The organism is Micromonospora sp. WMMB235, from assembly GCF_001855515.1.
In the GTDB taxonomy this organism is placed as follows: Bacteria; Actinomycetota; Actinomycetes; order Mycobacteriales; family Micromonosporaceae; genus Micromonospora; species Micromonospora aurantiaca.
Genome location: NZ_MDRX01000001.1, coordinates 494,695 through 520,342, shown reverse-complemented (window position 1 = coordinate 520,342; position 25,648 = coordinate 494,695). Strand labels below are relative to the sequence as shown.

The 25,648-nt window shown below is 73.9% G+C and carries 25 protein-coding genes; 13 read left to right on the top strand and 12 right to left on the bottom strand.

Annotated elements, in window-relative coordinates; translation table 11 throughout:
• Positions 1-6 precede the first annotated feature (6 nt).
• Genes BFV98_RS02010 through BFV98_RS01995 form a run of 4 tightly spaced genes read right to left on the bottom strand, consistent with a single transcriptional unit; the run spans position 7 to position 5,497 of the window.
• Positions 7-2,331, bottom strand: a complete 2,325-nt coding sequence (locus BFV98_RS02010; protein ID WP_013286790.1) for a glycoside hydrolase family 3 N-terminal domain-containing protein — start codon at positions 2,329-2,331, stop codon at positions 7-9.
• A gap of 39 nt (positions 2,332-2,370) precedes the next feature.
• Positions 2,371-3,237, bottom strand: a complete 867-nt coding sequence (locus BFV98_RS02005; protein WP_013286791.1) for a carbohydrate ABC transporter permease — start codon at positions 3,235-3,237, stop codon at positions 2,371-2,373.
• Entirely contained in the window at positions 3,234-4,232 is a 999-nt protein-coding gene (locus BFV98_RS02000; RefSeq protein WP_013286792.1) for a carbohydrate ABC transporter permease, read from the bottom strand. The genes BFV98_RS02005 and BFV98_RS02000 overlap by 4 nt, the downstream gene beginning before the upstream one ends.
• Positions 4,229-5,497 carry an ABC transporter substrate-binding protein gene (locus tag BFV98_RS01995; RefSeq protein WP_232236588.1) on the bottom strand — a complete coding sequence of 423 codons (1,269 nt, stop codon included), beginning with the start codon at positions 5,495-5,497 and terminating at the stop codon, positions 4,229-4,231. The genes BFV98_RS02000 and BFV98_RS01995 overlap by 4 nt, the downstream gene beginning before the upstream one ends.
• A gap of 177 nt (positions 5,498-5,674) precedes the next feature.
• Between BFV98_RS01995 and BFV98_RS01990 the strand changes: the two genes are divergently transcribed.
• Positions 5,675-6,679, top strand: coding sequence for a LacI family DNA-binding transcriptional regulator (locus tag BFV98_RS01990; RefSeq protein ID WP_013286794.1), 1,005 nt, complete (start codon positions 5,675-5,677; stop codon positions 6,677-6,679).
• A 210-nt stretch (positions 6,680-6,889) separates the two neighbouring features.
• The gene (locus tag BFV98_RS01985; RefSeq protein ID WP_013286795.1) at positions 6,890-8,083 is read left to right on the top strand and encodes an endo-1,4-beta-xylanase; all 1,194 of its coding nucleotides are present in this window, start codon (positions 6,890-6,892) and stop codon (positions 8,081-8,083) included.
• Positions 8,084-8,152: 69 nt separating this feature from the next.
• Here the strand turns inward: BFV98_RS01985 and BFV98_RS01980 are convergent, their stop codons facing one another.
• The 4 genes from BFV98_RS01980 to BFV98_RS01965 form a co-directional block, all read right to left on the bottom strand.
• Positions 8,153-8,713 carry a DUF5872 domain-containing protein gene (locus BFV98_RS01980; RefSeq protein WP_013286796.1) on the bottom strand — a complete coding sequence of 187 codons (561 nt, stop codon included), beginning with the start codon at positions 8,711-8,713 and terminating at the stop codon, positions 8,153-8,155.
• 37 nt (positions 8,714-8,750) lie between these two features.
• Positions 8,751-9,269, bottom strand: a complete 519-nt coding sequence (locus tag BFV98_RS01975) for a hypothetical protein (protein ID WP_013286797.1) — start codon at positions 9,267-9,269, stop codon at positions 8,751-8,753.
• Positions 9,270-9,336: 67 nt separating this feature from the next.
• Positions 9,337-10,050 (bottom strand): hypothetical protein, encoded by a 714-nt coding sequence (locus BFV98_RS01970; protein WP_013286798.1) that lies wholly within the window; start codon positions 10,048-10,050, stop codon positions 9,337-9,339.
• Positions 10,043-10,654, bottom strand: a complete 612-nt coding sequence (locus BFV98_RS01965; protein ID WP_013286799.1) for an RNA polymerase sigma factor — start codon at positions 10,652-10,654, stop codon at positions 10,043-10,045. The genes BFV98_RS01970 and BFV98_RS01965 overlap by 8 nt, the downstream gene beginning before the upstream one ends.
• Before the next feature lie 40 nt (positions 10,655-10,694).
• Here BFV98_RS01965 and BFV98_RS01960 point away from each other — a divergent pair, with 40 nt between their 5' ends.
• Positions 10,695-12,269, top strand: a complete 1,575-nt coding sequence (locus BFV98_RS01960; RefSeq protein WP_013286800.1) for an FMN-binding glutamate synthase family protein — start codon at positions 10,695-10,697, stop codon at positions 12,267-12,269.
• Here the strand turns inward: BFV98_RS01960 and BFV98_RS01955 are convergent.
• From BFV98_RS01955 to BFV98_RS01945, 3 genes are all read right to left on the bottom strand, one after another.
• Entirely contained in the window at positions 12,266-13,168 is a 903-nt protein-coding gene (locus tag BFV98_RS01955) for a hypothetical protein (protein WP_071094605.1), read from the bottom strand. The two genes, BFV98_RS01960 and BFV98_RS01955, sit on opposite strands and share 4 nt — an antisense overlap.
• The gene (locus BFV98_RS01950; RefSeq protein ID WP_071094603.1) at positions 13,165-14,328 is read right to left on the bottom strand and encodes a WxL protein peptidoglycan domain-containing protein; all 1,164 of its coding nucleotides are present in this window, start codon (positions 14,326-14,328) and stop codon (positions 13,165-13,167) included. Before BFV98_RS01950 ends, BFV98_RS01955 begins: the two co-directional genes overlap by 4 nt.
• 92 nt (positions 14,329-14,420) lie before the next feature.
• Positions 14,421-15,914, bottom strand: coding sequence for an HtaA domain-containing protein (locus BFV98_RS01945; protein WP_071094601.1), 1,494 nt, complete (start codon positions 15,912-15,914; stop codon positions 14,421-14,423).
• Positions 15,915-16,107: 193 nt separating this feature from the next.
• On the opposite strand from BFV98_RS01945, the gene BFV98_RS01940 reads away from it, so the two are divergent.
• The 6 genes from BFV98_RS01940 (at position 16,108) to BFV98_RS01915 (ending at position 22,174) form a co-directional block, all read left to right on the top strand.
• Positions 16,108-16,935: a neocarzinostatin apoprotein domain-containing protein gene (locus BFV98_RS01940; protein WP_071094599.1), complete on the top strand. Its 828-nt coding sequence runs from the start codon at positions 16,108-16,110 to the stop codon at positions 16,933-16,935.
• Positions 16,932-17,966 (top strand): hemin ABC transporter substrate-binding protein, encoded by a 1,035-nt coding sequence (locus BFV98_RS01935; protein WP_255367959.1) that lies wholly within the window; start codon positions 16,932-16,934, stop codon positions 17,964-17,966. Before BFV98_RS01940 ends, BFV98_RS01935 begins: the two co-directional genes overlap by 4 nt.
• Entirely contained in the window at positions 17,963-19,066 is a 1,104-nt protein-coding gene (locus BFV98_RS01930; RefSeq protein WP_030268495.1) for an iron ABC transporter permease, read from the top strand. The genes BFV98_RS01935 and BFV98_RS01930 overlap by 4 nt, the downstream gene beginning before the upstream one ends.
• Positions 19,063-20,601: a heme ABC transporter ATP-binding protein gene (locus BFV98_RS01925; protein ID WP_013476449.1), complete on the top strand. Its 1,539-nt coding sequence runs from the start codon at positions 19,063-19,065 to the stop codon at positions 20,599-20,601. Before BFV98_RS01930 ends, BFV98_RS01925 begins: the two co-directional genes overlap by 4 nt.
• A complete protein-coding gene (locus tag BFV98_RS01920; RefSeq protein ID WP_083395218.1) occupies positions 20,598-20,903 on the top strand; it encodes a DUF2470 domain-containing protein in 306 nt (101 codons plus the stop codon). Before BFV98_RS01925 ends, BFV98_RS01920 begins: the two co-directional genes overlap by 4 nt.
• A 68-nt stretch (positions 20,904-20,971) precedes the next feature.
• Positions 20,972-22,174 (top strand): sugar efflux transporter, encoded by a 1,203-nt coding sequence (locus BFV98_RS01915; RefSeq protein ID WP_221488058.1) that lies wholly within the window; start codon positions 20,972-20,974, stop codon positions 22,172-22,174.
• Between the two features lie 12 nt (positions 22,175-22,186).
• Here BFV98_RS01915 and BFV98_RS01910 read toward each other — a convergent pair whose 3' ends face one another.
• Positions 22,187-22,837 carry a bifunctional 2-polyprenyl-6-hydroxyphenol methylase/3-demethylubiquinol 3-O-methyltransferase UbiG gene (locus BFV98_RS01910; protein ID WP_013476448.1) on the bottom strand — a complete coding sequence of 217 codons (651 nt, stop codon included), beginning with the start codon at positions 22,835-22,837 and terminating at the stop codon, positions 22,187-22,189.
• Positions 22,838-23,032: 195 nt separating this feature from the next.
• On the opposite strand from BFV98_RS01910, the gene BFV98_RS01905 reads away from it, so the two are divergent.
• From BFV98_RS01905 to BFV98_RS01890, 4 genes are all read left to right on the top strand, one after another.
• Entirely contained in the window at positions 23,033-23,347 is a 315-nt protein-coding gene (locus tag BFV98_RS01905; RefSeq protein ID WP_013286811.1) for a rhodanese-like domain-containing protein, read from the top strand.
• A gap of 50 nt (positions 23,348-23,397) precedes the next feature.
• A complete protein-coding gene (locus BFV98_RS01900; RefSeq protein ID WP_047890381.1) occupies positions 23,398-23,742 on the top strand; it encodes a rhodanese-like domain-containing protein in 345 nt (114 codons plus the stop codon).
• A 39-nt stretch (positions 23,743-23,781) separates the two neighbouring features.
• Positions 23,782-25,161 (top strand): rhodanese-like domain-containing protein, encoded by a 1,380-nt coding sequence (locus BFV98_RS01895; RefSeq protein WP_071094597.1) that lies wholly within the window; start codon positions 23,782-23,784, stop codon positions 25,159-25,161.
• Positions 25,162-25,293: 132 nt separating this feature from the next.
• Entirely contained in the window at positions 25,294-25,524 is a 231-nt protein-coding gene (locus BFV98_RS01890; RefSeq protein ID WP_071094595.1) for a DUF2188 domain-containing protein, read from the top strand.
• Positions 25,525-25,648: the final 124 nt, after the last annotated feature.

Sequence of the window (25,648 nt, the reverse complement as noted above, 5' to 3'; positions counted from 1 at the left end):
CCCGGCTCAGCGAAGGTCGGTCGTCGTCCAGCGGGGCGAGGCGGCGGTGATCGCGGCGGTGTCGCCGGTCAGCGTCGTCCGCGCCTGGGCGTCGCGCCGGGCGCTCGTGCCGACCCAGACGTCGACCTCCCCGGGCTCCACCACCCGGGTGAGCGTGCGGCCGGTGAACGCCAGCCGCGTGGTGGGGACGGTCAGCTCGACGGTCACCGAGGCGCCCGGCTCCAGGCGCACCCGCCGGTAGCCGAGCAGCTGCGCGACCGGCCGGGTCACCGAGGCGACCAGGTCGCGGCCGTAGAGCTGCACCACGTCGTCACCGGCGACCGGGCCGGTGTTCGTCACGCGCACCGACACCCGCAGCGCCCCGTCGGTCGGCACCTCGGCCGGCACGGTCAGATCGGTGTACGCGAACGTGCTGTAGGACAGCCCGTGCCCGAACGGCGCCACCGGAGTCGCCGGCAGGTTGGTCCCGTTCATGCCCTCCCCCAGCTCCGGGTGCAGGTACGAGTACGGCTGCGCGCCGGCCGAGCCGGGCAGGCTGACCGGCAGCCGGCCGGACGGGTTGACCCGCCCGGAGAGCACACCCGCGATCGCCCCGGCGCCCTCCTCGCCCGGGAAGAACGTCTGCACCACCGCCGCGCACCGGGACAGCGCCCAGCCGAGCGCGTACGGGCGGCCGGTGAGCAGCACGAGGACGACCGGGGTGCCGGTGTCCAGCACCGCCTCGACGAGCTGCCGCTGCACGCCGGGCAGCTCCAGGTCGTCCCGGTCGCAGCCCTCGCCGACGGTGCCGCGGCCGAACAGGCTCGCGTGGTCGCCGACCACGAGAACTGCCACGTCGGCGGCGGACGCGGCGGCGACCGCCTCGTCGAACCCGGACCGGTCCGCCGAGTCCACCTCGCAGCCGGCCGCGAAGGTGACCCGGTCGGCGCCGAACTCGGCACGCACCGCCTCCAGCACTGTCGGCACCTCGAACCCGGTCTCCACGCCCGGGTGGTGGGCCAGCACGTGGTTGAGGAACGAGTAGCAGCCGAACAGCGCGCCCTGCCGGTCGGCGTTCGGGCCGACCACGGCCACCCGCCGGCCCGCCGGCAGCGGGAGCACGCCCTCGTTGGCGACCAGGACGACCGACTCCTCGGCGAGCCGGCGGGCGATCGCCCGGTGCTCCGGCGAGTCGAGGTCGATCGCGCCCGGCGGCTCGTCGTCGAACGTGGCGTCGAGCAGTCCGAGTTCCTGCTTCTGGCGCAGGACCCGCAGCACCGCCCGGTCGACCAGCGCCTCGTCGACCTTGCCGGCCCGCACCGTCTCGGTCAGGGTCAGGTAGGCGTCGCCGGTGGGCAGCTCGATGTCGAGGCCCGCGCTCAGCGCCTGCACGGCCGCGTCCGCGTTGTCGGCCGCGACGTGGTGCAGCAGGTTGAGGAAGGCGACCCCGTAGTAATCGGCCACCACGGTCCCGTCGAACCCCCACCGGTCCCGCAGCAGGTCGGTGAGCATCGTCGGGTCGGCGGCGACCGGCACGCCGTCGATCTCCGCGTACGAGTGCATGACGCTGCGCGCGTCACCGTCGAGGATCGCCATCTCGAACGGAGGCAGCAGCACGTCGGCGAGTTCCCGGGGACCGGCGTGCACCGGGCCGAAGTTGCGCCCGGCCCGCGAGCCGGAGTAGCCGGCGAAGTGCTTCAGCGTCGCGAGCACGCCCTGCGACTGGAGCCCTCGCACGTACGAGGTGCCGATGGTGCCGACGAGGTACGGGTCCTCGGCGATGCACTCGTCGACCCGGCCCCAGCGGGGATCCCGGATCACGTCGAGCACCGGGGACAGTCCCTGGTGGATGCCGAGCGCGCGCATCGAGGCCCCGATCGCCGCCGCCATCTCGGCGACCAGATCGGGATCGAACGCGGCGCCCCAGGCCAGCGGCGTCGGGAAGGTGGCCGCCTTCCACGCCGACAGGCCGGTCAGGCACTCCTCGTGCACGATCGCCGGGATGCCCAGCCGGGTGCCGGTCACCAGGTCCCGCTGGAACTTCCACAGCCAGGCCGCGCGGGCCGCGGCGTCGACCGGGCGGGTGCCGTAGGCGCGGGTGAGGTGACCCAGCCCGTGCCGGGAGAAGTCCTCGAGCCGGCCGGTGTCGGCGAACTCGCCCTGCAGTGGCGCGACCGCCTCACCGTCCTCCTTCTCCCAGAACCCGACGAGCTGCGCGACCTTCTCCTCGATCGTCATGCGAGCGAGCAGTTCCCGTACGCGCGCCTCGGCGTCGTGCCCGTCCGGCCGGTCGTGGTCCGAACCTGCCTGAGCCGGTACCGGCCCGTCCACCACCGCGTGGACCTCTGTCATGGTGTGCCTTTCCACTGGTTGTGCTGGTACCGCTGCCGCTCAGCCCTTGACCGCGCCCTGGAGGCCGCCCACGATCTGCTTCTCCGCCAGGGTGAAGAACAGCAGCGCCGGCAACATCGCCAGCGACGTGAAGGCGAGGACGCCCGCGGTGTCGGTGGTGTACTGGCTGGAGAAGTTCTGCACGCCCAGCGGCAGGGTGTGCAGGTTGACGTCCCCCAGGACGAGCAGCGGCAGGAGGAACGCGTTCCAGCTCGCCACGAACGCGAGGATGCCGACGGTGACGACCGCGGGCCGCGACAGCGGCAGCACGATCCGCCAGAGAAAGCCGAGCCGGCCGGCGCCGTCGATGGCGGCCGCGTCCTCCAGCTCCCGCGGGATGGCCGACAGGAACGGCCGCAGGATGACGATCGTCAGCGGCAACGAGAAGGCCACCTGCGGGAGGATCACCGCGTAGTAGGAGTTGATCAGGTTCAGGTCGCGCAGCATGAGGTACAGCGGCAGGATCGCCGCGCCGGCCGGGAACAGCAGGCCGAGGGTGAAGAAGGTGTAGAGCCCCTCGCGGCCCCGGAACGTGTACCGGGCGAGCACGAACGCGGCGGCCATGCCGAGCACCACCACGCCGAGCGTGGTGCCGAGGGCGACCACGGCGCTGTTGAACGCCTGTTTCCAGAAGCCGCTCTGCGTCAGCACCCGGTAGTAGTTCTCCCAGACCCACGGGTCCGGCAGGCCGGCCGGGTCGTTCACGATCTGCGGCGTGGTCCGGAAACCGCCGACGACGACGTACACGACGGGTGCGATCGAGACGGCCGCGACCGCGAGCGCGAGCGCGTACGTCAGCGGCGCGCTCCACTGGACCGGCCGGCGCCCGGCCGAGGGGGCGGGTACGGAGTTCACGGCCACTGTCACTTCCCCTTCCGGGTGATGGCGCCCTCGATGTCACGGCGGAGCAGGAAACGCTGGAACAGCAGCGCCGCGACGAAGGAGATGGCGAACAGGATCACGGCCACCGCGTTGCCGTAGCCCCAGAGCCGGGCGAAGAAGCCGTTGTCCACCATGTACGTCGCCATGGTGGCCGAGGCGCCGAGCGAGCGCACGGCCGGCACCGAGGTCACCCAGACCATGTCGAAGACCTGCAACGAGCCGATCATCGACAGGAACATCCAGATCCGGATGGTGGGGCCGAGCAGCGGCAGCGTGACGTGGCGCTGGATCTGCCACCAGCTCGCGCCGTCGATCTCCGCGGCCTCGTTCAACTCCTGCGGCACGTTCGACAGGCCGGCGAGCAGCAGGATGATGGCGAAGCCGACGTACTTCCAGGTGAGGACGAACAGCAGCGTCCAGATCACCACGTCCAGGTCGGCCAGCCACGCCTGCACCAGCCCGCCGAGCCCGATCGACTGCAGCAGCGCGTCGAGCGTGCCGTTCTCGGTCAGGATCAGCTTCCACATGATGCCGACGGTGACCTCGGCCAGCACGTACGGCACGAACACCAGCAGGCGGAACGCCGAGCGCCCGCGGAAGCGGCGGTTGAGCAGGAGGGCGATGCCCAGCGCGACCGGGCCCTGGATCAGCAGCGACCCGAACACGATGATCGCGTTGTTGCGCAGCGCGTCGAGGAAGATCGGGTCCTGGAAGGCGAGCGTGTAGTTGCGGAAGCCGACGTACTCGGTGGGCGGGCCGACGCCGCGCCAGCGGAACAGGCTGTAGTAGAACGCGAAGCCCATCGGCACCAGCACGAACATCACGTAGATGACGATCGCGGGCGTGGTCAGCCCGATGATCTCGTACCACTTGCGACGGGTCTCGGCGCGGCGGGAGGCGGCCCGTGCGCCGGGCCGGAGGCCCGCCGGCGGCGCTTGCGCACCGACGGCGGGCGTACGGGTCTGCGATGCGGACGTCACTTGCTTGCGGCCGCCTTCATGGCCGAGACGACCTTCTCAGGTGTCCCGTTGCCGGCGAAGATCGCGACGATCGCGTCGTTCATCGCGGTGCCGACGGTGCTGCCGTAGGCGGTGTCCAGCCAGAGCTGCACGTAGGTGGCGTCGGACGTGGCCTGGAGGATCGACTTCAGGGCCGGGTCGGTGACACCGTCGGCCGCGCCCTTGGCGACGGGCAGGCCGGTGCCGGTGGCGGCGTAGCCCTTCTGCACCTCGGGGCTGACGAGGTACTTGAGGAACTCGACGCACTCGGCCGGGGCGTTCTTGGAGCAGGCGAACCCGTCGCCGCCGCCGAGGGCCGCCTTCGGGTCACCGGCGGAGCCGGAGATCGCCGGCACCGGGAACCAGCCGAGGAACTTGCCCAGGGCCGCCTTGTCGGTGGCGACGGTGTCCAGGGTGCCGCGGTTCCAGTCACCCATCAGCTCCATCGCGGCCTTGCCGTTCGCGAGCAGGCCGTTGGCGCTGGTCGGGTCGTTCTGACCCGGCGTGGCGATGAAGTTGTTCTGGAACGGCTTGGTGTCGATGAAGGTCTTGAGGTCCTGGCCGGCCTTGACGAAGCACGGGTCGTCGAAGTTCCGGTCCTTGGTCGCCTTCTTCAGCGTGTCGACCGAGCAGGCACGCAGCGCGAAGTTGTACCACCAGTGCGCGGCGGGCCACTTGTCACCGGCGCCGAGGGCGATCGGGATGACGTTGATGGTCTTGAGCTTGGTGACCGCGGCGTTGAGTTCCTCGAAGGTGGTCGGCGGCGCCGTGATGCCCGCCTTCGCGAACATGTCCTTGTTGTACCAGATGCCCTCGATGCCCATCCGGTACGGCAGGCCGTACTGCTTGCCTTCGACCTGCCAGATCTCGGCGGCGTTGCCGATGTCGGCGACCTCGCCCTTCACCTGGTCGGTGATGTCCTTGAGGTAGTCGGCCTCGACCTGCTCGCGCATCTCGCCGCCGCCCCACGCCTGGAAGATGTCCGGCGGGTCGTTGCTCAGCAGCGCGGCGGGGAGCCGGGTGCGCTGGAGCTGGTTCGTCTCGATCGCCTCGATCTCGATCTTGACGGTCGGGTGGGCCGTGGAGAAGTCCTTGGCGACCTTCTCCCAGTACGTCTTGCCGGGCCCGTCCTGCGACGCGTTGTGCCACCAGGTCAACGTCACCGGGTTCTTGTACAGCTCACTCTCGGCGGCCTTCTCCTCGTCGCCACCACCACTGCACGCGGAGGCCAGCAGAGCACTTGTCACAAACAGTGCCAGGACGGCGCCAGCACGGCGCTTCATCACCATAGATGTCTCCTCGACCACTCAGTCGGGTTACCTGCCGGGGAGTTTTACAGGGCCGTAACGTGAAGTCAATCGGTATCGATAACGTTTTCGACATCGTCTTCGATCGACCTGAGAGAGCCCTCTATCATCGTCGGCGTGGTGTTCCAGGAGCGCGTCAAGATGTCGGACGTGGCACGTACGGCCGGCGTCTCGGTGGCAACCGTATCCAAGGTTGTCAATGGCCGATACGGCGTCGCGCAGGCCACCGTCGAGCGCGTCCAGCAGGTCATCCACGAGCTCGGGTACGAGGCCAGCCTGGGGGCGCAGAGCCTGCGCAGCCACCGCACGAACGTGCTGGGCATCCTGGTCGCCGAGTTCGAGCCGTTCTCGACCGAGCTGCTCAAGGGCGCGTCCCGGGAGGTCGCCGGCAGCGGCTACCAGTTGCTCGCCTACTCCAGCGGTGACGGGGAGGGCGCGGCCATAGGGTGGGAGCGGCGCTCGCTGGCCCGGCTGTCCGGCACACTCATCGACGGCGCGGTGATCGTGACGCCGACAGTGGTCGAGACCAAGCACGGCTTCCACGTGGTGGCCGTCGACCCGCACACCGGCCCGTCCGGTCTGCCCACCGTCGACTCCGACAACTTCGCCGGCGCGGTGCTGGCCACCGACTACCTGCTGTCGCTCGGGCACCGGCGGATCGCGCACATCAGCGGCCGCCCCGACCTGGAGTCGGCCCGCCTGCGCGAGGCCGGGTTCCGCAAGGCGATGGCCGACGCGGGCCTGACGGTGGACGAGCGGCTCGTGCGGGTCGGCGGGTTCCGCACCGAGAGCGCCGCGAGCACGGCCGCCGAGCTGCTCGCGCTCCCCGACCGGCCCACCGCGATCTTCGCCGGCAACGACCTCTCGGCCATCTCCACGGTGGACGTCGCCCGCGGCCTCGGCCTCGGCGTACCGGACGACCTGTCGGTCATCGGCTTCGACAACATCCCGGAGTCGGCGCTCGTCGACCCTCCCCTCACCACGATCCGGCAGCCGCTGCAACGCATGGGCGCCGAGTCACTGCGTCTGCTGATCGACCTCATCGCGGGCGTCGAGCGGGACACGCACATCCGGCTCCCCACCGAGCTGGTCGTCCGGGCCTCCTGCCGCCCGCTGCGCTGAGGCGCCACCTCACCCTCCCGGCCCGGGTGATTGACGGACGGCTATCGGCGTCCGTAATGTTTCGGGCTACTTCCGGAAGCGAGACCGGAAGTTTCGGAAGCCCGCACCGTCCGTCCACCCGGGCGCCCGCCGGTCCGTTCCACGCCGCGGCGTTCCCGGCACCGCCACCGCCGGCCTCCGGCCGCGCGCACCCTCCCGAAAGGAACGACCATGAAGCTGAGACGTTGGCTCGCCGCCGGCGCCGTCGCCGTCGCGACCGCCACCGCCCTCAACGTCGTCCCCGCGACGGCCGGCCGCCCCTACGACCCGGCCGCGCAGAGCCTGCGCGAGCTGGCCAAGCGCCACGGCCTGTACGTGGGCACCGCCGTCGACATGGCCGCCCTCAACGACGCCGCCGAGCCGCGGTACCGCGAGCTGGCCGCGTCCGAGTTCTCCACCGTCACCGCCGAGAACGTCATGAAGTGGGAGAGCCTCGAACCCACCCGGGGCACATACAACTGGGGGCCGGCCGACGAGCTGATCGACTTCGCCCGCAAGAACAACCAGCGGGTCCGGGGCCACGTGCTGGTCTGGCACAACCAGTTGCCGGCGTGGCTGACCAGCGGCGTCGCGGACGGCTCGATCAGCAAGGCCGAGCTGCGCCAGATCCTGCGCAACCACATCACCGCCGTGGTCACCCACTTCAAGGGCAAGATCTGGCAGTGGGACGTGGTGAACGAGGCGGTCAGCGACCCCTGGGACACCCCGTCCACCCTGCACTACAAGGGGTTCTGGGCGCAGAACCTCGGGCCCGGCTACATCGCCGACGCGTTCCGCTGGGCCCGCGCCGCCGACCCGAAGGCGCTGCTGTTCTACAACGACTACAACATCGAGGCGTTCGGCTCCGGCAACCCGGCCGACGACAAGACGCAGTTCGTCTACGACATGGCCCGTGACCTGCGGGCCAAGGGCGTGCCGATCGACGGCGTGGGCGCACAGGGCCACCTCGGCACCCAGTACGGCAACTTCAGCACGCTCCAGGTGGCCGCGGCCCTGCGCAAGTTCGCCGGGCTCGGGCTGGCCACGGCCCTCACCGAGGTGGACGTGCGCAGCCAGATCACCGAGGGGGTGGAGGCCGGCGACTCCGCGGAGATCAACCCGCGTCTGCAGGCGTCCGCGGCGAACTTCAGCGTGCTGATGCAGGCCTGCCTGGCCGAGCGGCACTGCCTGTCGTTCACCCTCTGGGGCTTCACCGACAAGCACTCCTGGGTACCCGGCGCGTTCTCCGACCCGCCGGAGGGCCTGGCCACCGTCTACGACGAGAACTACCAGCCGAAGCGGGCGTACCACGAGCTGAAGGCCGACCTGATCTTCTCCGGTCCGCCATACGTGCTGCCGCGCATCCCGCAGCACCCGCGCCGCTAGACGACCGGCGCACCACGGCGGGGCCGGTCCGGTGACCGGCCCCGCCGCCTGTGCCCGGCCGGCACACGCTCACGCCGCCCGGCGCCGGCCCAGTTCCGACTCCAGCCGCCCGATGAGCGTCTTGCGGGCCTTGCCGCCGCGTTCCCGGCGCAGCGCCGCGTCGAGCTGACGGGTGTCGAGGTCACGGACCAGCTTGACCGCCTCGGTAACCGGCAACTCGTTGATCTGCTCGGCGGCCGTGGCGTCCCGGCGGGCCCGCTTCGCCGGGCCGGTGTTCGGCACGTACTGGCGGCCGGAGCGCGACGCGCGGCGCTTGCGGGTGTCGGTGGCGCGCCGCTCGTTCTCCGACAGCTCCTCCCACGCCTGTTTGGGCAGGTAACGGCGGGTTTCGCCGCCGTTGCGGGCGCGCGTATCGCCGCTGCGGGTCTGCCACTTCTCGCCGCCCCAGCGTTGCAGCGAGCGCTGCCGTGCGTCCTTCGGGCCCTCGAATCCCCCGCCGGCCTTCTTGTACTCGTTCGTCAGCAGCTGCGACTTGCGGGCCGACCACTGCCCCGGCCGTCCGCCCTTGTCGGAGGCGCGGATCTCGGCCTTGAGGCGCTCCCGCAGTTCCGGCTCGGTGTACTTCGCCATGACGCAGCGTTACCCGGACCGGGAGCGGCCATGCCGGTCAGCCGAGCGCCGGTCGATAGACCAGATCCATCGTGTCGGTGCGGCCCGACCAGTCCAGCCGCAGCCGCCAGCACCCGGCGGCCGGCAGGTCGACGATGGACGGCCCGGGTCCGCCGGGCACCTCCCGGACGGCCCGGGCACCCGTCCCGTCGAGCGTCGCGGTGATCACCAGGGGGCTGAGTTGCGCCGGTTCGGACCGGCCGGGATCGGGGCGGGCCACCCAGAGGATCTTGTTGTTCGCGCCGTCCCCGCGCGCCTGCACCAGCGGGTACGCGAACAGGATCGCCACGATGTCGCCCCCGGTGCCGAAGACGTGCCGCACCCGGGTGTCGCCGGTGAACCCGGCGTCCGCCCAGTCCGGTAGCCGGCCGGTCTCCAGCCGCTCGGCACAGGCCGACGGCGCGGCCGGGCCGGTGGCGGGCGTGGTGCCCGGGGCCGTGTCGGGCACGCCGGCCGGGCCGGTGCACCCGGCCAGCAGCAGGACCGACACCAGCAGGACTCTTCTCGGAACGGACATCCGGCCTCCCCCGTCGACGACTCTCGTCAACAGGACACCGCCCGGCGCCCCGGGGTTCCCGGCGCCCTCACTCCAACGAGGACGCAACGTCCAGCGCCTGTTCGCGGGTGAGGTCGCCCTCCAGCCGGTAGCTCACCCCGGCCCGCTCCCAGATCAGCGTGGCGGCGGACAACCGCGCGGTGGCGACCCGTTCCGTCCCGGACCGGTCCACGTACGCGAGCGCGTGCGGCCCACCGACCCAGATCGCGAACTCGCCGCCGACCTGGGTGAGCGTCACGTCCGCCCCGACCGACCGCTTGTGGAACACGATGTCGAGCGAGCCGTCGAACGCGTCCAGCCGGACCGTCCCGCCCCGGTAGAGGAGGCTGACGACCCGGTGGGCGCCGGCACCGTCCGGATCGGCGACCAGCACCCGTTCCGGCACGCCGAGCCGGGCCGGGACGCGGATCGGGAAGCGGACCTGCCGCTGCGCCTCGGCGAGCGCAACCTGGTGCTGCGCGGGCAACGGCGACGGCGTACCGGCCGGTGGCGGCGCGGGTGCGGTGTCGATGACGACCCCGGAGAACCGCAGCAGCCCGGTCACCGCGCCGGCGACCGCGGCCCGCCCCGGCGGCAGCGCCGCCACCAGCAGGGCGGCGAGCGCGCCGGCCAGCACGTATCGCCACCGGCGGCGCGGCGCGGGCGCGTCGAGCCGGGCCCGGACCCGGGCGGTCAGATCCGGCGTCCGCGCCGGCTCCAGCCAGCCGGTCAGCTCCCGCAGCTCCCGTTCCAGGTCATCCACGGTGCGCCACCTCCCGGTCCAGCAGGGCCCGCAGCTTCGCCAGCGCCCGGTGGGTCCGTGACTTCACGGTGCCCCGGGCCACCCCCAGCACTGTCACCGTCTCGTCCTCGCCGAGGTCGAGCAGATAGCGGCAGACGATCACCTCGCGGTCGCGGACGGGCAACCGCCGCAGCGCACCCACCAGCGCGGCGCGGCGCTCGGCCGCCAGCACGGCGTCGAGCCCGTCGTCGCCGGTGACCGCCGCGACCGGCTCCGCCGCCGCCGCGCGCAGCGCCAGCCCGTCCCGCCGGGTGCGGGCACGGTGCAGGTTCCGGGTCTCGTTGGCGACGATCGCGAGCAGCCAGGACCGGAACGACGCCTCGGCCCGGTAGCGGGACAGTTTCCGGTACGCCTTCACGAACGCCTCCTGGACCACGTCCTCGGCGTCCGGACCGGCGCCGAGCAGCACCGCCGTCCGGTACGCGGACGCGGTGTGCCGGGCGACCAGGGCGTCGTACGCCTCCCGGTCGCCGGCGCGTACGCGGGTGACGAGTTCGTCGTCGTCCAGGGCAGCCTCCGCCGTCGGTCCGCTTTCATGACACCGCCCGGGGCGGCCGGGTTCCATCAGGCGTTTGACCGGGTGCCGGGCCGGAAAGAGTGGCGGGATGAGCTGGGCGAGAAGAGCCGTACCCGCAGCCGTCGCCGCCGTCGCCGCGCTGGCGGCCCGGGACCTGCTGCAACGCGACCACGCGCTGCGCCGCAACTTCCCCGTGCTGGGCCGGGCGCGGTACCTGATCGAGTCGATCGGCCCGGAGCTGCGGCAGTACATCGTGGCCGGCAACGACGAGGAGCGGCCGTTCACCCGCGACCAGCGGCGCTGGGTGTACGCCTCGGCCAAGCAGGAGAACAACTACTTCGGTTTCGGCACCGACAACGACATCGAGCACACCTCCGGCTATCCGATCATCAAGCACCGTACGTTCGGCCGGGCGGTACCGCCGTCGACGCCGACCGCCGGGCACGACGTGACGCTGCCCTGCGCCAAGGTGCTCGGCGCGGCGCGCGGCCGGGCGCAGGCGTTCCGGCCGGAGTCGGTGGTGAACATCTCCGGGATGAGCTTCGGTTCGCTGTCCGGCAACGCGGTGGAGGCGCTCAACCGGGGCGCCGCACTGGCCGGCTGCCTGCACAACACCGGCGAGGGCGGGCTGTCGCCGTACCACCGCAACGGCGGTGAGCTGGTCTTCCAGCTCGGCACCGCGTACTTCGGCTGCCGCGACGAGCAGGGCCGGTTCAGCCTGGAACGGCTCAAGGACCTGGTGGCGTCGGCGCCGGTACGCGCGCTGGAGATCAAGCTCAGTCAGGGCGCCAAGCCGAGCCTCGGCGGCCTGCTGCCGGCGGCGAAGGTCTCCGCCGAGATCGCCGCCACCCGGGGCATCCCGGCCGGGCGGGACTGCGTCAGCCCGTCCCGGCACGCCGAGTTCTCCGACTGCGACAGTCTGCTCGACTGGGTGGAGCTGCTCGCCGCCGAGACCGGCCTGCCGGTCGGCATCAAGTCCGCCGTCGGTGACCTCGGGTTCTGGGAGGAGCTGGCCACGCTGATGCGCGACACCGGGCGCGGCGTGGACTTCGTGACTGTCGACGGGGGCGAGGGCGGCACCGGCGCCGCGCCGCTGATCTTCAGCGACTCGGTCTCGCTGCCGTTCCAGCAGGGCTTCTCCCGGGTCTACCGCACCTTCGCCGAACGCGACCTGCACGAGAGCGTGGTGTTCGTCGGCGCCGGCAAGCTCGGCCTGCCGGACAACGCGGTGGTGGCGTTCGCGCTCGGCGCCGACATGGTCAACGTCGGGCGGGAGGCGATGCTGGCGATCGGCTGCATCCAGGCGCAGAAGTGCCACACCGACACCTGCCCGACCGGCGTCGCCACCCAGAACGCGTGGCTGGCCCGGGGTCTGGACCCGGCCCGCAAGTCGGTGCGGGCCGCGAACTACATCCGTACGCTGCGCCGCGACCTGGTCAAGGTGGCCGAGGCGTGCGGCGTCGAGCATCCCGGCCTGATCGGCACCGACGCGGTGGAGATCCTCGACGGCCGGACCTCGTCGATCCCGCTGGACCGGGCGTTCGGCTACCGGCCGGAGTGGGGGATGCCGTCGGCAGCCGACCGGGCGGAGATCGTGCGGCTGATGACGGCCGAGGCGCCGCAGGGCGGCAGCGCGCCGCCCTCCCCCACCGCCGTCGGCTAGCCGGTTCCCTCGCCGGTGCGGTGCCGGCCCCGGCGGCGCGGCGGGCGCGGCCGGAGCACGACCGGCGCCACCACCAGGAGCGCCGCCGCACCGAGCAGTCCCCAGGGGTGGCGGCTGGTCTCGACCACGAAGGCCACCGGCCGTTCCGGCAGGTCGACGCGGCCGTGGAGTTCGTGTGCCCCGAGCACGGCGACGTCCACCGGCACCGGGATCTCGTACGTCCGGACCTCCCCTGGGTCGATGGTGCCCAGGGGCGGGGCGGCGACGATGGTGTGCGCCCGTCCGGGCCGGCCGAACAGCAGCGTGAACGTCGGGTCGACCACGTCGGCCGGGCCGGGGTTGCGCAGCGCGACGCGTACGGTGAGCGTCTCGGGCAGCCCGAACCATTCCCGCAGCGGGCGGCGGCCGGCGACGCGCAGCTCGTCGAGGTGCAGTCGCGGCGTGGCGGCCGGCGCGGGCGCCGGGGCGGCGGTCACGCCGCTGACCGGCAGCGCGGCGGTGGCCTGGACGGTGCCGGTCAGGGCATGCGCGCGCAGTACGCAGGGACAGGCGACGGGCGGTGCCGCCAGCACGATCGGCACCGCCGTCGTGCCCGCCGGCACCTGGACGGTGGTGGCCTGCTCGTTGGCGCAGTCGAGCGCGCCCCGGTGGGCGTCGTTGCCGCAGACCGTGAGGTGGACCGGGCCGGCCGGCCAGCCGCGCAGCGTGACGGTGACCCGCTGCCCGACAGTCAGCGGGCCGGACGGCACGACGACAGCGGGCCGCGGCGCCGCGGAGGCCGCAGTGGACGAGGGCGCGGCCGGGGCGGCGACGGCGGTGCCGTCCGGGGTGTACGGCGGCGCCGGGGCCGGCGCGGCCAGCGCGAGGATCGCGGCGGCGGCCGGCAGGACCGGGGTCACCGGGCACCGGCCGCCGCGCCGCCCGCCGGGGGTTCGGCCGTCCCCGCGACGGAGGCCCCGGACGCATCCGCCGGCCCGGCGGGAGCGGCCGAGGGCTCGGACACCGACGCCGGCCCGGGCGTGGTGGAGGGCGCGGCCGAGGTGGGACGGCGACGACGGCGACGCAGGTAGAGCCAGGCTCCGGCGGCCGCCAGTGCGGCGATCAGCAGCCAGGGCGTCGCCCACACGCTCGCGGTGCGCTGCACCGGGGGCAGCGCGGTGTCGACGGTGGTGGGTGCGAGGTCGACTGTCGCGGTCAGCCGCAGCGCGGGCGGCACCCCGGTGACCCGCTCGGTGACAGTGAACTCGGCGCCGGGCAGCAGCTCCGGCAGGTCGACCGGGCTGGTCCGGGACAGCGTCCAGCCACCGGGGCCGTCGACGACCACCGCGCCGGTGCCGCCGACGCGGACGTTGCCGCTGTTGCGGATCCGGTAGGTGACTGTGAGGTCGGCGCGGCCGATCGGGTTGAGCGGGGTGTCGTAGCCGACGCGTACCGATTCGACAGTCACGGCGGGGCGGACCTCGCCGGCCACACGGAGGTAGAGCCGGGCGGCGATCCGCTGGTCGAGCCGGACCCGCTGCCCGTCGGCGGTCACGCCGTCCTGGGCGACCGCGGCGATCACGCCGCCGGTGTGGTCGCCCGGCGTGGCGTTGCGCGGCACCGTGAGGCGGAACGGGATGTCCGCGCGCCTGCCGGGCTGGACGGTCCAGCTTCGCCGCTCGACGCCGATCCAGGCGCCGACGTCGGTGGCGGCCCGGTCGGAGGGCAGCAGCGCGAAGGCGCCGTCGGTGGTGGTGTACGCGTCGGTGCCGTACACCGCGAAGGTGAGCGGTCGGTCACCGAGGTTGGTGACGCCGACGTGGTCGGTGACGCTGTCGCCGGGCGCCAGGTCGTACGTGAAGTAGTTGCGCCCGGTCGGCCCGCCGGGCCCGGACGGCTGGACCGCCCAGCGGACGGCACCGGGGTCGGCGGACGGTGCGGGCCGGGGGGCGGCCTCGCCGGCGGCCGGCGGCCCGAGCAGCACCGCGAGCAGCACGGCGGCGAGCGCGGCGCCGAACCGCGCGGCCGGGCCGGGCGTGCGCCGCCGCGGGGTGCGGGTGGAGGGCGTGAGGAGGGGCATTCCGTGCTCCGCTGCGAGGTGGTCGCCGGGAGGCGGCTGGTGGGGCACGGGCGACGTGCCCGCGCCCCACCAGGTCCGACCCGGTCGGTGAATCAGGAGAGGGTCAGGGTGAGCGTGGCGACGTAGTCACCCGCCGCGGCGGACGCCGGCACACCGAGGTTGAGCTCGGCGCCGCAGGCGAAGACGCCGTTGCTGGTCCCGGCTCCGGCCGTGCACAGGGCCCGGGCCTCACCGAGACCGGCGCCGGGAGCGGCCACCGCGCCCGGGGTGACGGCACCGGTCGTGCCGCCCAGCGGGTCGTCCACCACGCTCGCCGTCGGCGCCCAGCCGAGGTAGTTCCCGGCGATGACGCCACCGGCGGCGGAGGTGAATTCGGAGACCTGTCCGACCAGGCTCCAGCCGGTGCCGGCGCCGCGCAGGTCGGCCACCGTGGCCGTGTTCAGCGGCGCCCGGGCGTACTCGCCCTTGCCGACCGGCGGCAGGGCGACTGTCGCGCCGGCGACGCTCAGGCTGAGCGGACCGCCGGTCACGGTGCTGGTGATCCGCTGCTGGGCCGAGTTCCCGCCCGCCCCGGTCCGGGTGAAGGTGATCGGGGTGAACGTGTCCTGGCGGCGGTCGGCCGAACCGCGGGCGGCGAACGTGATGACGTAGCACTGCACCTCGGTGCAGTCCACCTCGTCGCCGTTGCGGTCGGTGTAGACGGCGCTGATCGGCAGCGTCGTGGTGAAGCTGCCGTCGGCGGCCATCCGGTCCCGGGCGTCGGTCGGCTCGTTGGTCTTGTTGACCCACTTGGTGACCTGGAGGACGCCGGCGTTGGCCCAGTGCTCGTCGACCTTCGGTCCGAACGAGACGTAGATGCCGGCCCCGTCGTTGAAGTCCGGGTCGAAGCCGGTGCCGCGTACGGTGACAGTCGCGCCGGCGGGGTCGAGGCCCTGGGCCGGGTCGACGGTCACCGCCGGGGTGGCGGGCGCGGTGCCGCCTGCCGTGGTGAACGTGAACGACACCGGGTCCAGCGCCTCACCGGCGGCGTAGAAGCCGTTGAAGGCGCCGGCTCCCACGCTGGTGAGCGCCGCGGCGAGGTTGCTGCCGGTCACCGTGTTCCCGCCGGCGGCGGGACTGCCGGTGAGGGTGGCGACGGTGGCCTGCTTCACCGAGACCGGCTCGGTCATCGTGGTGGCCAGGTCGACGTCCGCCTTCAGCGAGGCGGTGCCGCCGGAGACGGCGACGGTCGGGTTGGCCAGCGTGATGGTCAGCAGGTGCGCCGGGTACGAGAAGACCACTGTGCCGCCGTACGTGGCGTTGGTCGTACCGGCGGCGGCGTCGTGCGTGCCGCCGGTCGACGGGAACGTGAACGTGCCGTCGGCGTTGACAGTGGCGCCGTTGCTGACAGCGATCGGCGGGTCCCCGTTGCCGGCCTTGACGTAGTTGCGGAAGCTGGCCTTGAAACCCCAGGTCAGGCTGCCACTGGTGATCTCGGCCTCGGCCGCCGAGGCGGGTCCGGCGCCCACGAGCGCACTCGACACGCCGAGGGCGAGCACCGCCGCCCAGCGCATCGACCGGAGGGCTCCGGCTCTGGATCTGAACATGCTGTTCCTCTCGGGAGGGGAAGCGAAGACATTAGGTTAGGCAAACCTAATATGATCGGGTGATCGACGAAGCGTCCCAAGATCTTCAACCGAACGGACCCCTTGCCACCTGCGCTTTTGCCGCTTAGGTTAGCCAAACCTAAGTTATTGCCCGGTCGGTGCACCCGGCCGGACCTGTCGTGTGAGGAGCCCGATGCGAGCACGGCGCCGCACCATCCTGACCACCGTTCTGCTCACCGCCGCCGTCGTCGCCACGCCCGCGCCGGCTCACGCCGGCACCGCCACCGGCAGCGGCGGTCAGAAGCTCACCGTCACCCCGAGCACCGGCCTGAGCCGCTCCGGCGCCACCGTGTCCGTCTCCGGGCGCGGCTACGACGTCGACAAGGGCATCTACGTCGCGTACTGCGTCGACAACGGACCGGGCGTGGCGGCCACCCCGTGCGGCGGCGGCGCCGACACCACCGGCAGCCTGGGCGCCTCGCAGTGGATCTCGTCGAACCCGCCCGCCTACGCCGAGGGCCTGCCGAAGCCGTACGGCCCGGGCGGCTCCTTCTCGGTGACGGTCAAGGTGACCCCCACCATCGGCGACGTCGACTGCACCGTCCGGCGCTGCGCGGTCGTCACCCGCGCCGACCACACCCGGGCCTCCGACCGGTCCCAGGACGTACGGGTGCCGGTCACGTTCGCCGCCGGCGCCACGAGCGCCCCGCCGAAGGCCGGTCCGGCGCCGAAGGCGACCACGCCCGCCGCCGCGCCCCGGACCACCACCGCGCAGGACGCACCGGCCCCGGCCGCCTCCGGCAGCGCGCCGGCCGCAGCGGGGGCGGCAGGGGTGACGGGCGCCGCGACCGGGGCCGGGGCGCCGTCGCAGGCCGCGGCCTCCGACCTCCACGTCACGCGGGTCAGCGACACCTCCGGGGCCGGACGCGGATGGACCGCCGGGGTGATGGCCGCCGCACTGGCCCTGGCCGTCCTGCTCGGCCTCGGCGGGTGGCGGCGCCGTCGCGGTGCCGGCCGGTGAGCCGCCCGCACCCGCGACCAGGCCGGGGACCGCTCGTCGCGCTGCTCGCGGTGACCATGGCGGCGACCGGCTGCGCCGCGCCGGGCCGATCGGGTACGCCGTCCGCCGCCGGCTGCGGGCCGGTCACCGCCACGGTGGACGACGCCGACGTCGACCCGGTCCGCCCGGCGCCCACACCAGCGCTGCCGGCCACCGTACGCTCCGGCGACGGCACGACGGTGACTGTGGACGACGTCAGCCGCATCCTCCCGGTGAACCTGCACGGCTCGATCGCCGAGATCGTCTTCGGCCTCGGCCTGGGCGGCAACGTCATCGGGCGGGACACCTCGACCACGTTCCCCGCCGCCGCGCACCTGCCGGTGGTCACCCCGGGCGGGCACGACCTCTCCGCCGAGGCGGTGCTCGACCTCGACCCGAGCGTCGTGCTCGTCGACGACGGCGTCGGACCGCCCGAGGTGCTGCGCCAGCTCCGCGCCGCCGGTATCCCGGTCGTCCAGGTACGCGCCGAGCCGACCCTCGACGGCGTACCGGCCCACATCCGCGCGGTCGCGGCGGCGCTCGGCGTACCCGGGGCCGGGGAGCGGCTGGTGACCCGCGTGCAGAGCGAGACCGCCGAGGCCCGGCGTACCGCCCCGGCGGGCCGAGCGCCACGGATCGCGTTCCTCTACCTGCGCGGCACCGCCGGGGTGTACCTGATCGGCGGCCGGGGCGCCGGGTCCGACGCGATGATCGAGGCGATCGGCGGCGTCGACGCCGGCAGCGTCGCCGGGCTGTCCAGGTTCCGTCCGCTGACCAGCGAGGGCCTCATCAACGCCGCGCCCGACGTGATCCTGGTGATGAGCGCCGGGCTCGCCTCCGTCGGCGGCGTCGACGGCCTGGTGAAGCTGCCCGGCGTGGCGCAGACGCCGGCCGGGGCGAACCGGCGCGTCGTCGACATGGCCGACGGCACGCTGCTCACCTTCGGCGTCCGCTCCGGCCGGGTCGTCCAGGCGCTGGCCCGCGCCGTCTACTCCTGCGAGGACCCGTCGTGACCACGCTACGGAAGCGGCCCGCGCCCGCCGCCGCCCCGGCGACGGTCACCGGCGCGCCCCGGTCCCCCGGCCGGCGGGGCACCGTGCTGGTGGCCGGGCTCGGCGTCGCCCTCGTGCTCGTCGCCCTGCTGGCCGCCGGGCGCGGCCAGGTGGCGATCTCCCCCGCCGAGGTGCTCGGCTCCGTGCTGCACCGCCTCGGGCTGGACCTCGGTCCGCTGCCGTCGGCGGCGCAGGGCGAGAACGCGCTCTGGATCGTCCGCTTCCCCCGGGTGCTGCTGGCGGCCGTCGTCGGCGCCGCCCTCGGCTGCGCGGGCGCGGTCATGCAGGGCGTCTTCGGCAACCCGCTCGCCGAGCCCGGCGTCATCGGGGTGTCGGCCGGCGCGGCCGTCGGCGCCGCCCTGGCCATCGTCACCGGCGTCACCGTCCTGGGCGGATGGACCGTGCCGCTCGCCGCCTTCGCCGGCGGCCTCGCCACCACCTACCTGGTGTACGCGCTGGCCCGCTCCGGGGGCCGGACCGAGGTGGTGACGCTGGTCCTGACCGGCGTCGCCGTCAACGCGGTCGCCGGCTCGGTGATCGGGCTGCTCATGTTCGTCACCGACCAGTCCGGCGTGCAGGCCATCGCGTTCTGGAACCTCGGCAGCCTCGCCCAGGCCAGCTGGACGGCCGTGGGTCTCGCCGCGCCGTGCCTGCTCGCCGGGCTCGCCGTCGCCTGCGCCGACGCGCGCCGCCTCGACCTGCTCGCCCTCGGCGAACCCGCCGCCCGGCACCTCGGCGTGAACGTCGAACGCCTGCGGCTGCGGCTGATCGTCGTCACCGCGCTTCTCGGCGCCGCCGCTGTCGCGTTCACCGGCATCATCAGCTTCGTCGGACTGGTCGTGCCGCACCTGATCCGGATGGTCGCCGGACCGGGCCACCGGGTGCTGCTGATCGCCAGCGCGCTCGGCGGGGCCGTCGTGGTGATCGGCGCCGACCTCGCGGCGCGTACCCTCGTCGAGCACCAGGAGCTGCCCCTCGGCGTGCTCACCGCGGTCATCGGCGGCCCGGCGTTCTTCTGGCTGCTGCGCCGCACCCGCGACCGGGCCGGAGGCTGGGGATGAGCCTCCCACGTACGCCGCGCCGGTTCGCCGCCGCCCGGCCGCCGCGCCCGGCGCCCGCCGGGCACCTCCGGATCCGGGTGGCCGGGCTGCGCGTCGAGCGCGCCGGCCGGACCGTGCTCGACGGGATCGACCTTCAGGTACGCGCCGGCGAGGTGCACGCCCTGGTCGGGCCGAACGGCGCCGGGAAGTCGACGCTGCTCGGCGCGATCAGCGGTGACGTGCCGGCCGCCGCCGGCCGGATCGAGGTCGACGGGCTGCCCCGCGAGTCGTGGAGCCCGGTGGAGCTGGCCTGGCGCCGCGCCGTGCTCACCCAGCGCAACACGCTGAGCTTCCCGTTCACGGTCGGGGAGGTGGTGCGGATGGGCCGGGCGCCGTGGGCGGGGCGGCCGGAGCGGGAACAGGACGACGCCGTCGTCGCCGACGTGCTCGAACGCTGCGACGTCGCCCGTTTCGCGGCCCGGCCGTACCCCGCGCTGTCCGGTGGCGAGCAGGCCCGCGCCGCGCTGGCCCGGGTCCTGGCGCAGCGGGCCACCACGCTGCTGCTCGACGAGCCGACCGCCGCGCTCGACCTGCGGCACCAGGAACTGGTCATGCGCATCGCCCGGGAGCGGGCCCGCGCCGGGGACGCCGTGGTCGTGGTGCTGCACGACCTGACGCTGACCGGGGCGTACGCGGACACCGTGACCCTGCTCGGCGACGGACGCGTCCGCGCCGCCGGGACACCGCGCGAGGTGCTCACCGCCCCGCTGCTCAGCGAGGTCTACCGGTACGACATCGACGTCGTCCCCCACCCCCGTGACGAGCTGCCGCTGATCGTGCCCCGACGCGGCCGGCCCGCAGGACCGTCAGCCGACGAGGAGAGACAGCAGATGGATACACAGACGTTCGCGGCCCGGCTGCGCGCCGAGACACGCGACGCGCACCGGAGCGCCGAGTCCCAGCGGTACGTCTCCGCGCTCACCGCCGGTGAACTCGACGTCGCCGGCTACACCGCGCTCGTCGTCGCGCACCACGGCATCTACGCGGCGCTGGAGGGCGTGGCGGACACGATGCGCGACGACCCGCTGGCCGGCCCGTTCGTCGACGACGCGCTGACCCGGCTGCCCGCGCTCGCCGCCGACCTGCGGTTCCTGCTCGGCCCGCGCTGGCGCGAGGTGATGGAGCCTGTTCCGGCCGCTGTCGCGTACGCCGCGCGGATCACCTCGGCCTGCGCCGGATCGCCCGAGCGGTTCATCGCGCACCACTACATCCGCTATCTCGGCGACCTGTCCGGCGGGCGGCACATCGGGCGCTGCGTGGCCCGGTACTACGGGGTGACCGAGGAGGCCGGGGCGTCGTTCTACACGTTCCCGGGGATCAGCGACCCGAAGTCGTACAAGGACGCCTACCGGGCGAGGCTGGACGCGCTCGCGCTGGACGAGGCCGGCCGGGCCGCGCTGCGCGACGAGGTGCTGGTGGCGTACGAGCACAACATCGCGGTCTTCACCGACCTGGGTCGCCTGGTGGCGGCGAGCGGCCGGGAGGGCGCCGCGTGAGCGCCGGTTTCCCGCCGGAGGTGGTCGCCGCCGTCAGCCGGCACATGAACGACGACCACGCCGGGGACGCGCTGCTGATCTGCCGTACGCTCGGCGGCCGGCCGGACGCCACCGCGGCCCGCACCACCGGCCTGGACGCCGACGGCATCGACTTCGCCGTCACGGTCGGCGGCACGGAGGTCCCGGTGCGCGTCCCGTTCGCCCACCGGCTCGCCGAACGGGCGCAGATCCGCCGGGAGGTGGTGCGCATGTACCGGGAGGCCTGCGAGCGGGCCGGCGTACCGCCCCGGCCGGCCGGCTGAGCACCGGGACCGTCCGGGCTGCGGAAACCCGGTCGGCTGCCGCACCGCCGCGGCGTACAGTCCGCCGCATGGCTGTGGACACGAGGCCGGCGGTGCGCGCCGGCCGATTCCGGCTGCTCCCGCTGGGCGTGGTCTTCCTGACCGTCGGTCTGTCCACCGCCGTGGTGCTGCCGTTCCTGTCGCTGTTCCTCGACCGCGAGGTCCACGCCAGTCCGTTACGGGTGACCGTGTTCCTGGTCGTCGCCCCGCTGTCCGGGGTGGTCGCCTCCGCGCTGATCGGCCGGCTGTCGGACCGCCTGCCGATCCGGCGCGCGCTGCTGGTCGGCGCCGCGCTGGCCGGTGTGGTGGGCGCGGGGACGACCGCGTACGTCCGGGACTACTGGATCCTGCTGGGGCTGACCGCGACAGCCACCGCGCTGGCGAACTCGCTGTTCCCGCAGTCGTTCGCGTACACCCGGGCGCTGTTCGACAGGGACGATCCGGGGCGGGCCGCGTTCGGCGTCAGCCTCATGCGTACCGTGTTCTCGCTGGCCTGGGTGGCCGGGCCGGCGCTGGCCGCGGTGCTGCTCGACGTCGGCGGCTTCCGCCTGGTCTACGGCATGGCCGCCGTCATGTACGCGCTGGCCGCGCTGGTGGCCGCGTTCCGGCTGGAGGAGCTGCCGCTGCCGGCGCGGCCGGTCCCCGGCGATCCGGACGGCGCGGTGCCCGCCCCGCCCGGCGCGTCCCGGCTGCGGCTGGCGCTGACGGCGCTCGCGTTCGTCCTGCTCCAGTGCCCGCTGACGCTCGCCGTGCAGGCGCTGCCGCTGTTCATCGACGCCGAACTGAACGACGACCCCTCCCGCGCCGGGCTGGTGCTGGGCCTGTGCGCGGCGCTGGAGATCCCGCTGATGCTCGGGCTGGGCGCACTGACCGCGCGGGTCCGGCTGCGGCCGCTGATCCTGGTCGGCGGCGCCTGCGGGGTCGCCTACTACGCGACCGCCGCGACGGCGCCGGGCGTGGCGGTCCTGTTGCTCGCGCAGCCGGTGAACGCGCTGTTCATCGCCGCGGTGTCCGGTGTCGGCATCGCCTACGTGCAGGATCTGCTGCCGGGCGAGCCGGGCCGGGCCACCACGCTGTTCACCAACACGTTCCCGATCGGCGCCATGCTCGCCGGTCCGCTGCTCGGGCTCTCCGCGCAGGTCGGCTACCGGTGGGCGTACGGAATGAGCACCGCGCTGTGCGCGGCCGGGCTGCTGGTGCTGCTGCTGACCCGGCCGCACGCGCGGGCCTGACCGGCCCGGCGGTCAGCGGCGCCGCACCAGCACCACGTGGTCGATCAGCTCGCCGGTCCGGCCGTCCGGGCCGGTGGCGGTACGGCGCGCCGCGCCCAGCCGCTCGGTGTCCCAGCCGTCCGGGTCGAGGTTCATCGCGGCCAGGATCTCCTCCGGGCTGGCGAACCGGTGGTGGCCGGTGTCGGGCCCGGCCCAGGGCGGCGGCGCGCCGTGCTCGACGACGAGCAGCCGGCCGCCGGGCGCGACCGCCTCGGCCGCCGGGGGCAGCACCTTCTCCCGGGGCAGGACCAGCGGCGACTGGAAGAACTGCGCGGACACCAGGTCGTACCGGCCGGGCGGGAAGCCCTGGGTCAGGTCGTGCCGGACGGTGGTGATCCGGTCCGCCACCCCGGCCCGCTCGGCCTCGACGGTGAGCCGGTCCAGCGCGACGGACGAGATGTCCACGGCGGTAACCCGCCATCCCTTCGACGCGAGCCACACCGCGTCGCCGCCCTCACCGGAGCCCAGGTCGAGCACGGTGCCGGGCGGCAGCGCGCCGGCGACCTCGGCGAGGACCGGGTTCACCCGGCCGCTCCAGATCCGGTCCCGCTGGCCGTACCGCTCGTCCCAGAACCGGGCCGGGTCGGTGTCCGCCGCCGGCTGCTCGTGGTGGTGCCCCGTCATGTCCGCCTCCTCGCCGCCGGCCGTCTCCCGTCCGGTCACGCCATCGTGCGCCGCCGCCGATCGGACAGCAAGGAACCTTGCCGTTCCGGCAAACGAGCACACCGGACGAGCGGGGGGGTGGCGGGCGGCCGGACGCTGCGCTACCGTCGAGAGCAGATACCCCCGGGGGTATATGGATCCGGAAGGAGAACGCCCATGCACGAGGTCGACGTGACCACGTTCGCCACCGCCCACGCCGACGGGGCGACTGTCATCGACGTCCGGGAGACCGCCGAGTACCTCGGCGGACACGTCCCGGGTGCCCGTTGTGTGCCGCTGGGCCACCTGGCCACCCAGATGGCGCAGGTGCCGCGCACCGGCCCCGTCTACGTGATCTGCGAGGCCGGCGGGCGGAGCCGGGTCGGCGCCGAGCTGCTGGAACGCGCCGGCATCACCGCCCTGTCGGTGGCCGGCGGCACCTCCGCCTGGGTGCGCTCGGGCCGCCCGGTCACCGCTGGCAGCCGGCCGTGACCGGCCGGCCGGAGACGGCAGCCGCTCCGCGCACCGGCTTCCTCCGCCGCCTGCTCGGCCCTCGCGTCGCCCGGGTCACCCCGGCGGAGGCGGCGGCGCTGTCCGGCGCGGGCGCGCTGCTGCTCGACGTCCGCGAGCCGGCCGAGTGGCGGGCCGGACACGCCCCCGGCGCCCGGCACATCCCGCTCGGCCAGCTCGCGGGCCGGCTGTCCGAGGTGCCGGCGGACCGGCCCGTGGTGACCGTCTGCCGCTCCGGCGCGCGGTCGCGACGGGCAGCCAAGCTGCTCGCCGCGGCAGGCCACGAGGTGCACGACCTGACCGGCGGCATGCGGGCGTGGACGAACGCCGGGCTGGCGGTACGAGCCAAGGGCGGCAGGCCGGGCCACGTGGCCTGAGCAGACGCCCGTCCATCACCAGGAGAAGGAGCACGGCCGATGTTGTTCACCCAGTACTACCTCGACTGCCTGTCCCAGGCCTCGTACCTGATCGCCGACGACCGCACCGGCCGGGCCGTGCTCGTCGACCCGCGCCGGGACATCGACGAGTACCTCACCGACGCCAAGGCGCACGGCCTGACGATCGAGGGGGTCGTCAACACCCACTTCCACGCCGACTTCCTCGCCGGGCACCTGGAGGTGGCCGCCGCGACCGGCGCGTGGATCGGCTACGGGAGCCGGGCCGAGACCGAGTACCCGAGCCGCAAGCTCGCCGACGGCGAACGGATCAGCCTCGGCGACGTGACGCTGGAGATCATGGAGACCCCGGGCCACACGCCCGAGTCGATCAGCATCCTGGTCTACGAGCGCGCCGACGACCCGGTCCCGTACGGCGTGCTGACCGGCGACGCGCTGTTCATCGGCGACGTGGGCCGGCCCGACCTGCTCGCCTCGTTCGGCGTGACCGCCGAGGAACTCGGCCGCATGCTCTACGACAGCGTGCAGCACAAGCTGATGGGCCTGCCCGACGAGGTGCGCGTCTTCCCCGCCCACGGCGCCGGCTCGGCCTGCGGCAAGAACCTGTCCACCGAGCGGCAGTCCACCATCGGCGAGCAGCGCCGCACCAACTACGCCTGCGCGCCGATGAGCGAGGAGCGCTTCCTCGCCCTGGTCACCGGCGGGCAGCCGGCCGCGCCGGGTTACTTCGCCTTCGACGCGGTGCTCAACCGCAAGGCGCGTGAGCTGTTCGACCACGCCCGGCCGGCCCGCCCACTCACCCCGGCCGAGTTCCTGGCCGCCCGGGCCGACGGCGCCGTCGTGGTCGACGCCCGCGACCCGCAGGAGTACGCCACCGGGCACCTGCGCGGCGCGCTCAACGTCCCGGCCGACGGCCGGTTCGCCGAGACCGCCGGCAGTGTCGTGGCACCCGACCGGCCGGTGCTCGTGGTGGCCCCGCAGGACCGGGAGGAGGAGATCGTCGTCCGCCTCGCCCGGATCGGCTTCGACCGGGTGATCGGCTACCTGCGCGAACCCGAGGGCGCCTTCCTGGAGATGGTCGCCGAGATGACCCGGGCCAGCCGGGTCACCGCCACCGAGCTGCGCGCGGCCCTCGACGGTCCGGACGCGCCGGTGGTGCTGGACGTCCGCAACGCCGGCGAGCGGGAGCAGGGCGCGGTGGACGGCTCCCGGCACATCCCGCTGGCCGAGCTGACCCACCGCCTCGGCGAGGTGCCCACCGGCCGCCCCGTCGTCGTGCACTGCGCCGGCGGCTACCGCTCCTCGGTGGCCGCCAGCCTGCTGCGCAACGCCGGTCACGCCGACGTGTCCGACCTGCTCGGCGGCTACGGCGCCTGGCAGGGCCTGCACGCCGCCGCGTGACCCACCGGTCCGGCCCGGGTTGGGGCACCTCCCCCGCCCGGCCCGGACCGTCCGATCGCGCCGCCAGGATTAGCACTCCCCTCGCATGGGCAGACATTTGTCATCGGACACGCGAACGAGGGAGCTGACGGCATGGCGAAGGGCGACATCGACACCTACCAGCAGGACGGGCAGTGGAAGAACCGCCCGGAGGGCAACGAGCGCGCGACCAGCCGCCACGACACCAAGGCGGAGGCCGAGGCGGCCGGCCGGGAGATGGCGGCCGAGCGCGGCACCGAGCACGTGATCAAGAAGCAGGACGGCACGATCGGCGAGAAGAACACGTACCCCCGCAGCCGCGACCCCCGGGAGATCCCGGGCTGAGCACGCAGCGCAGGCGATGTACGGCGCCGGACCCGAGCGGGTCCGGCGCCGTATCGCGTACCGGCGGGTAGTGAGTGGCTGGCTAAAAACTTTTGTTCGGTTCCTACAACGGTCCCCGCTCAGG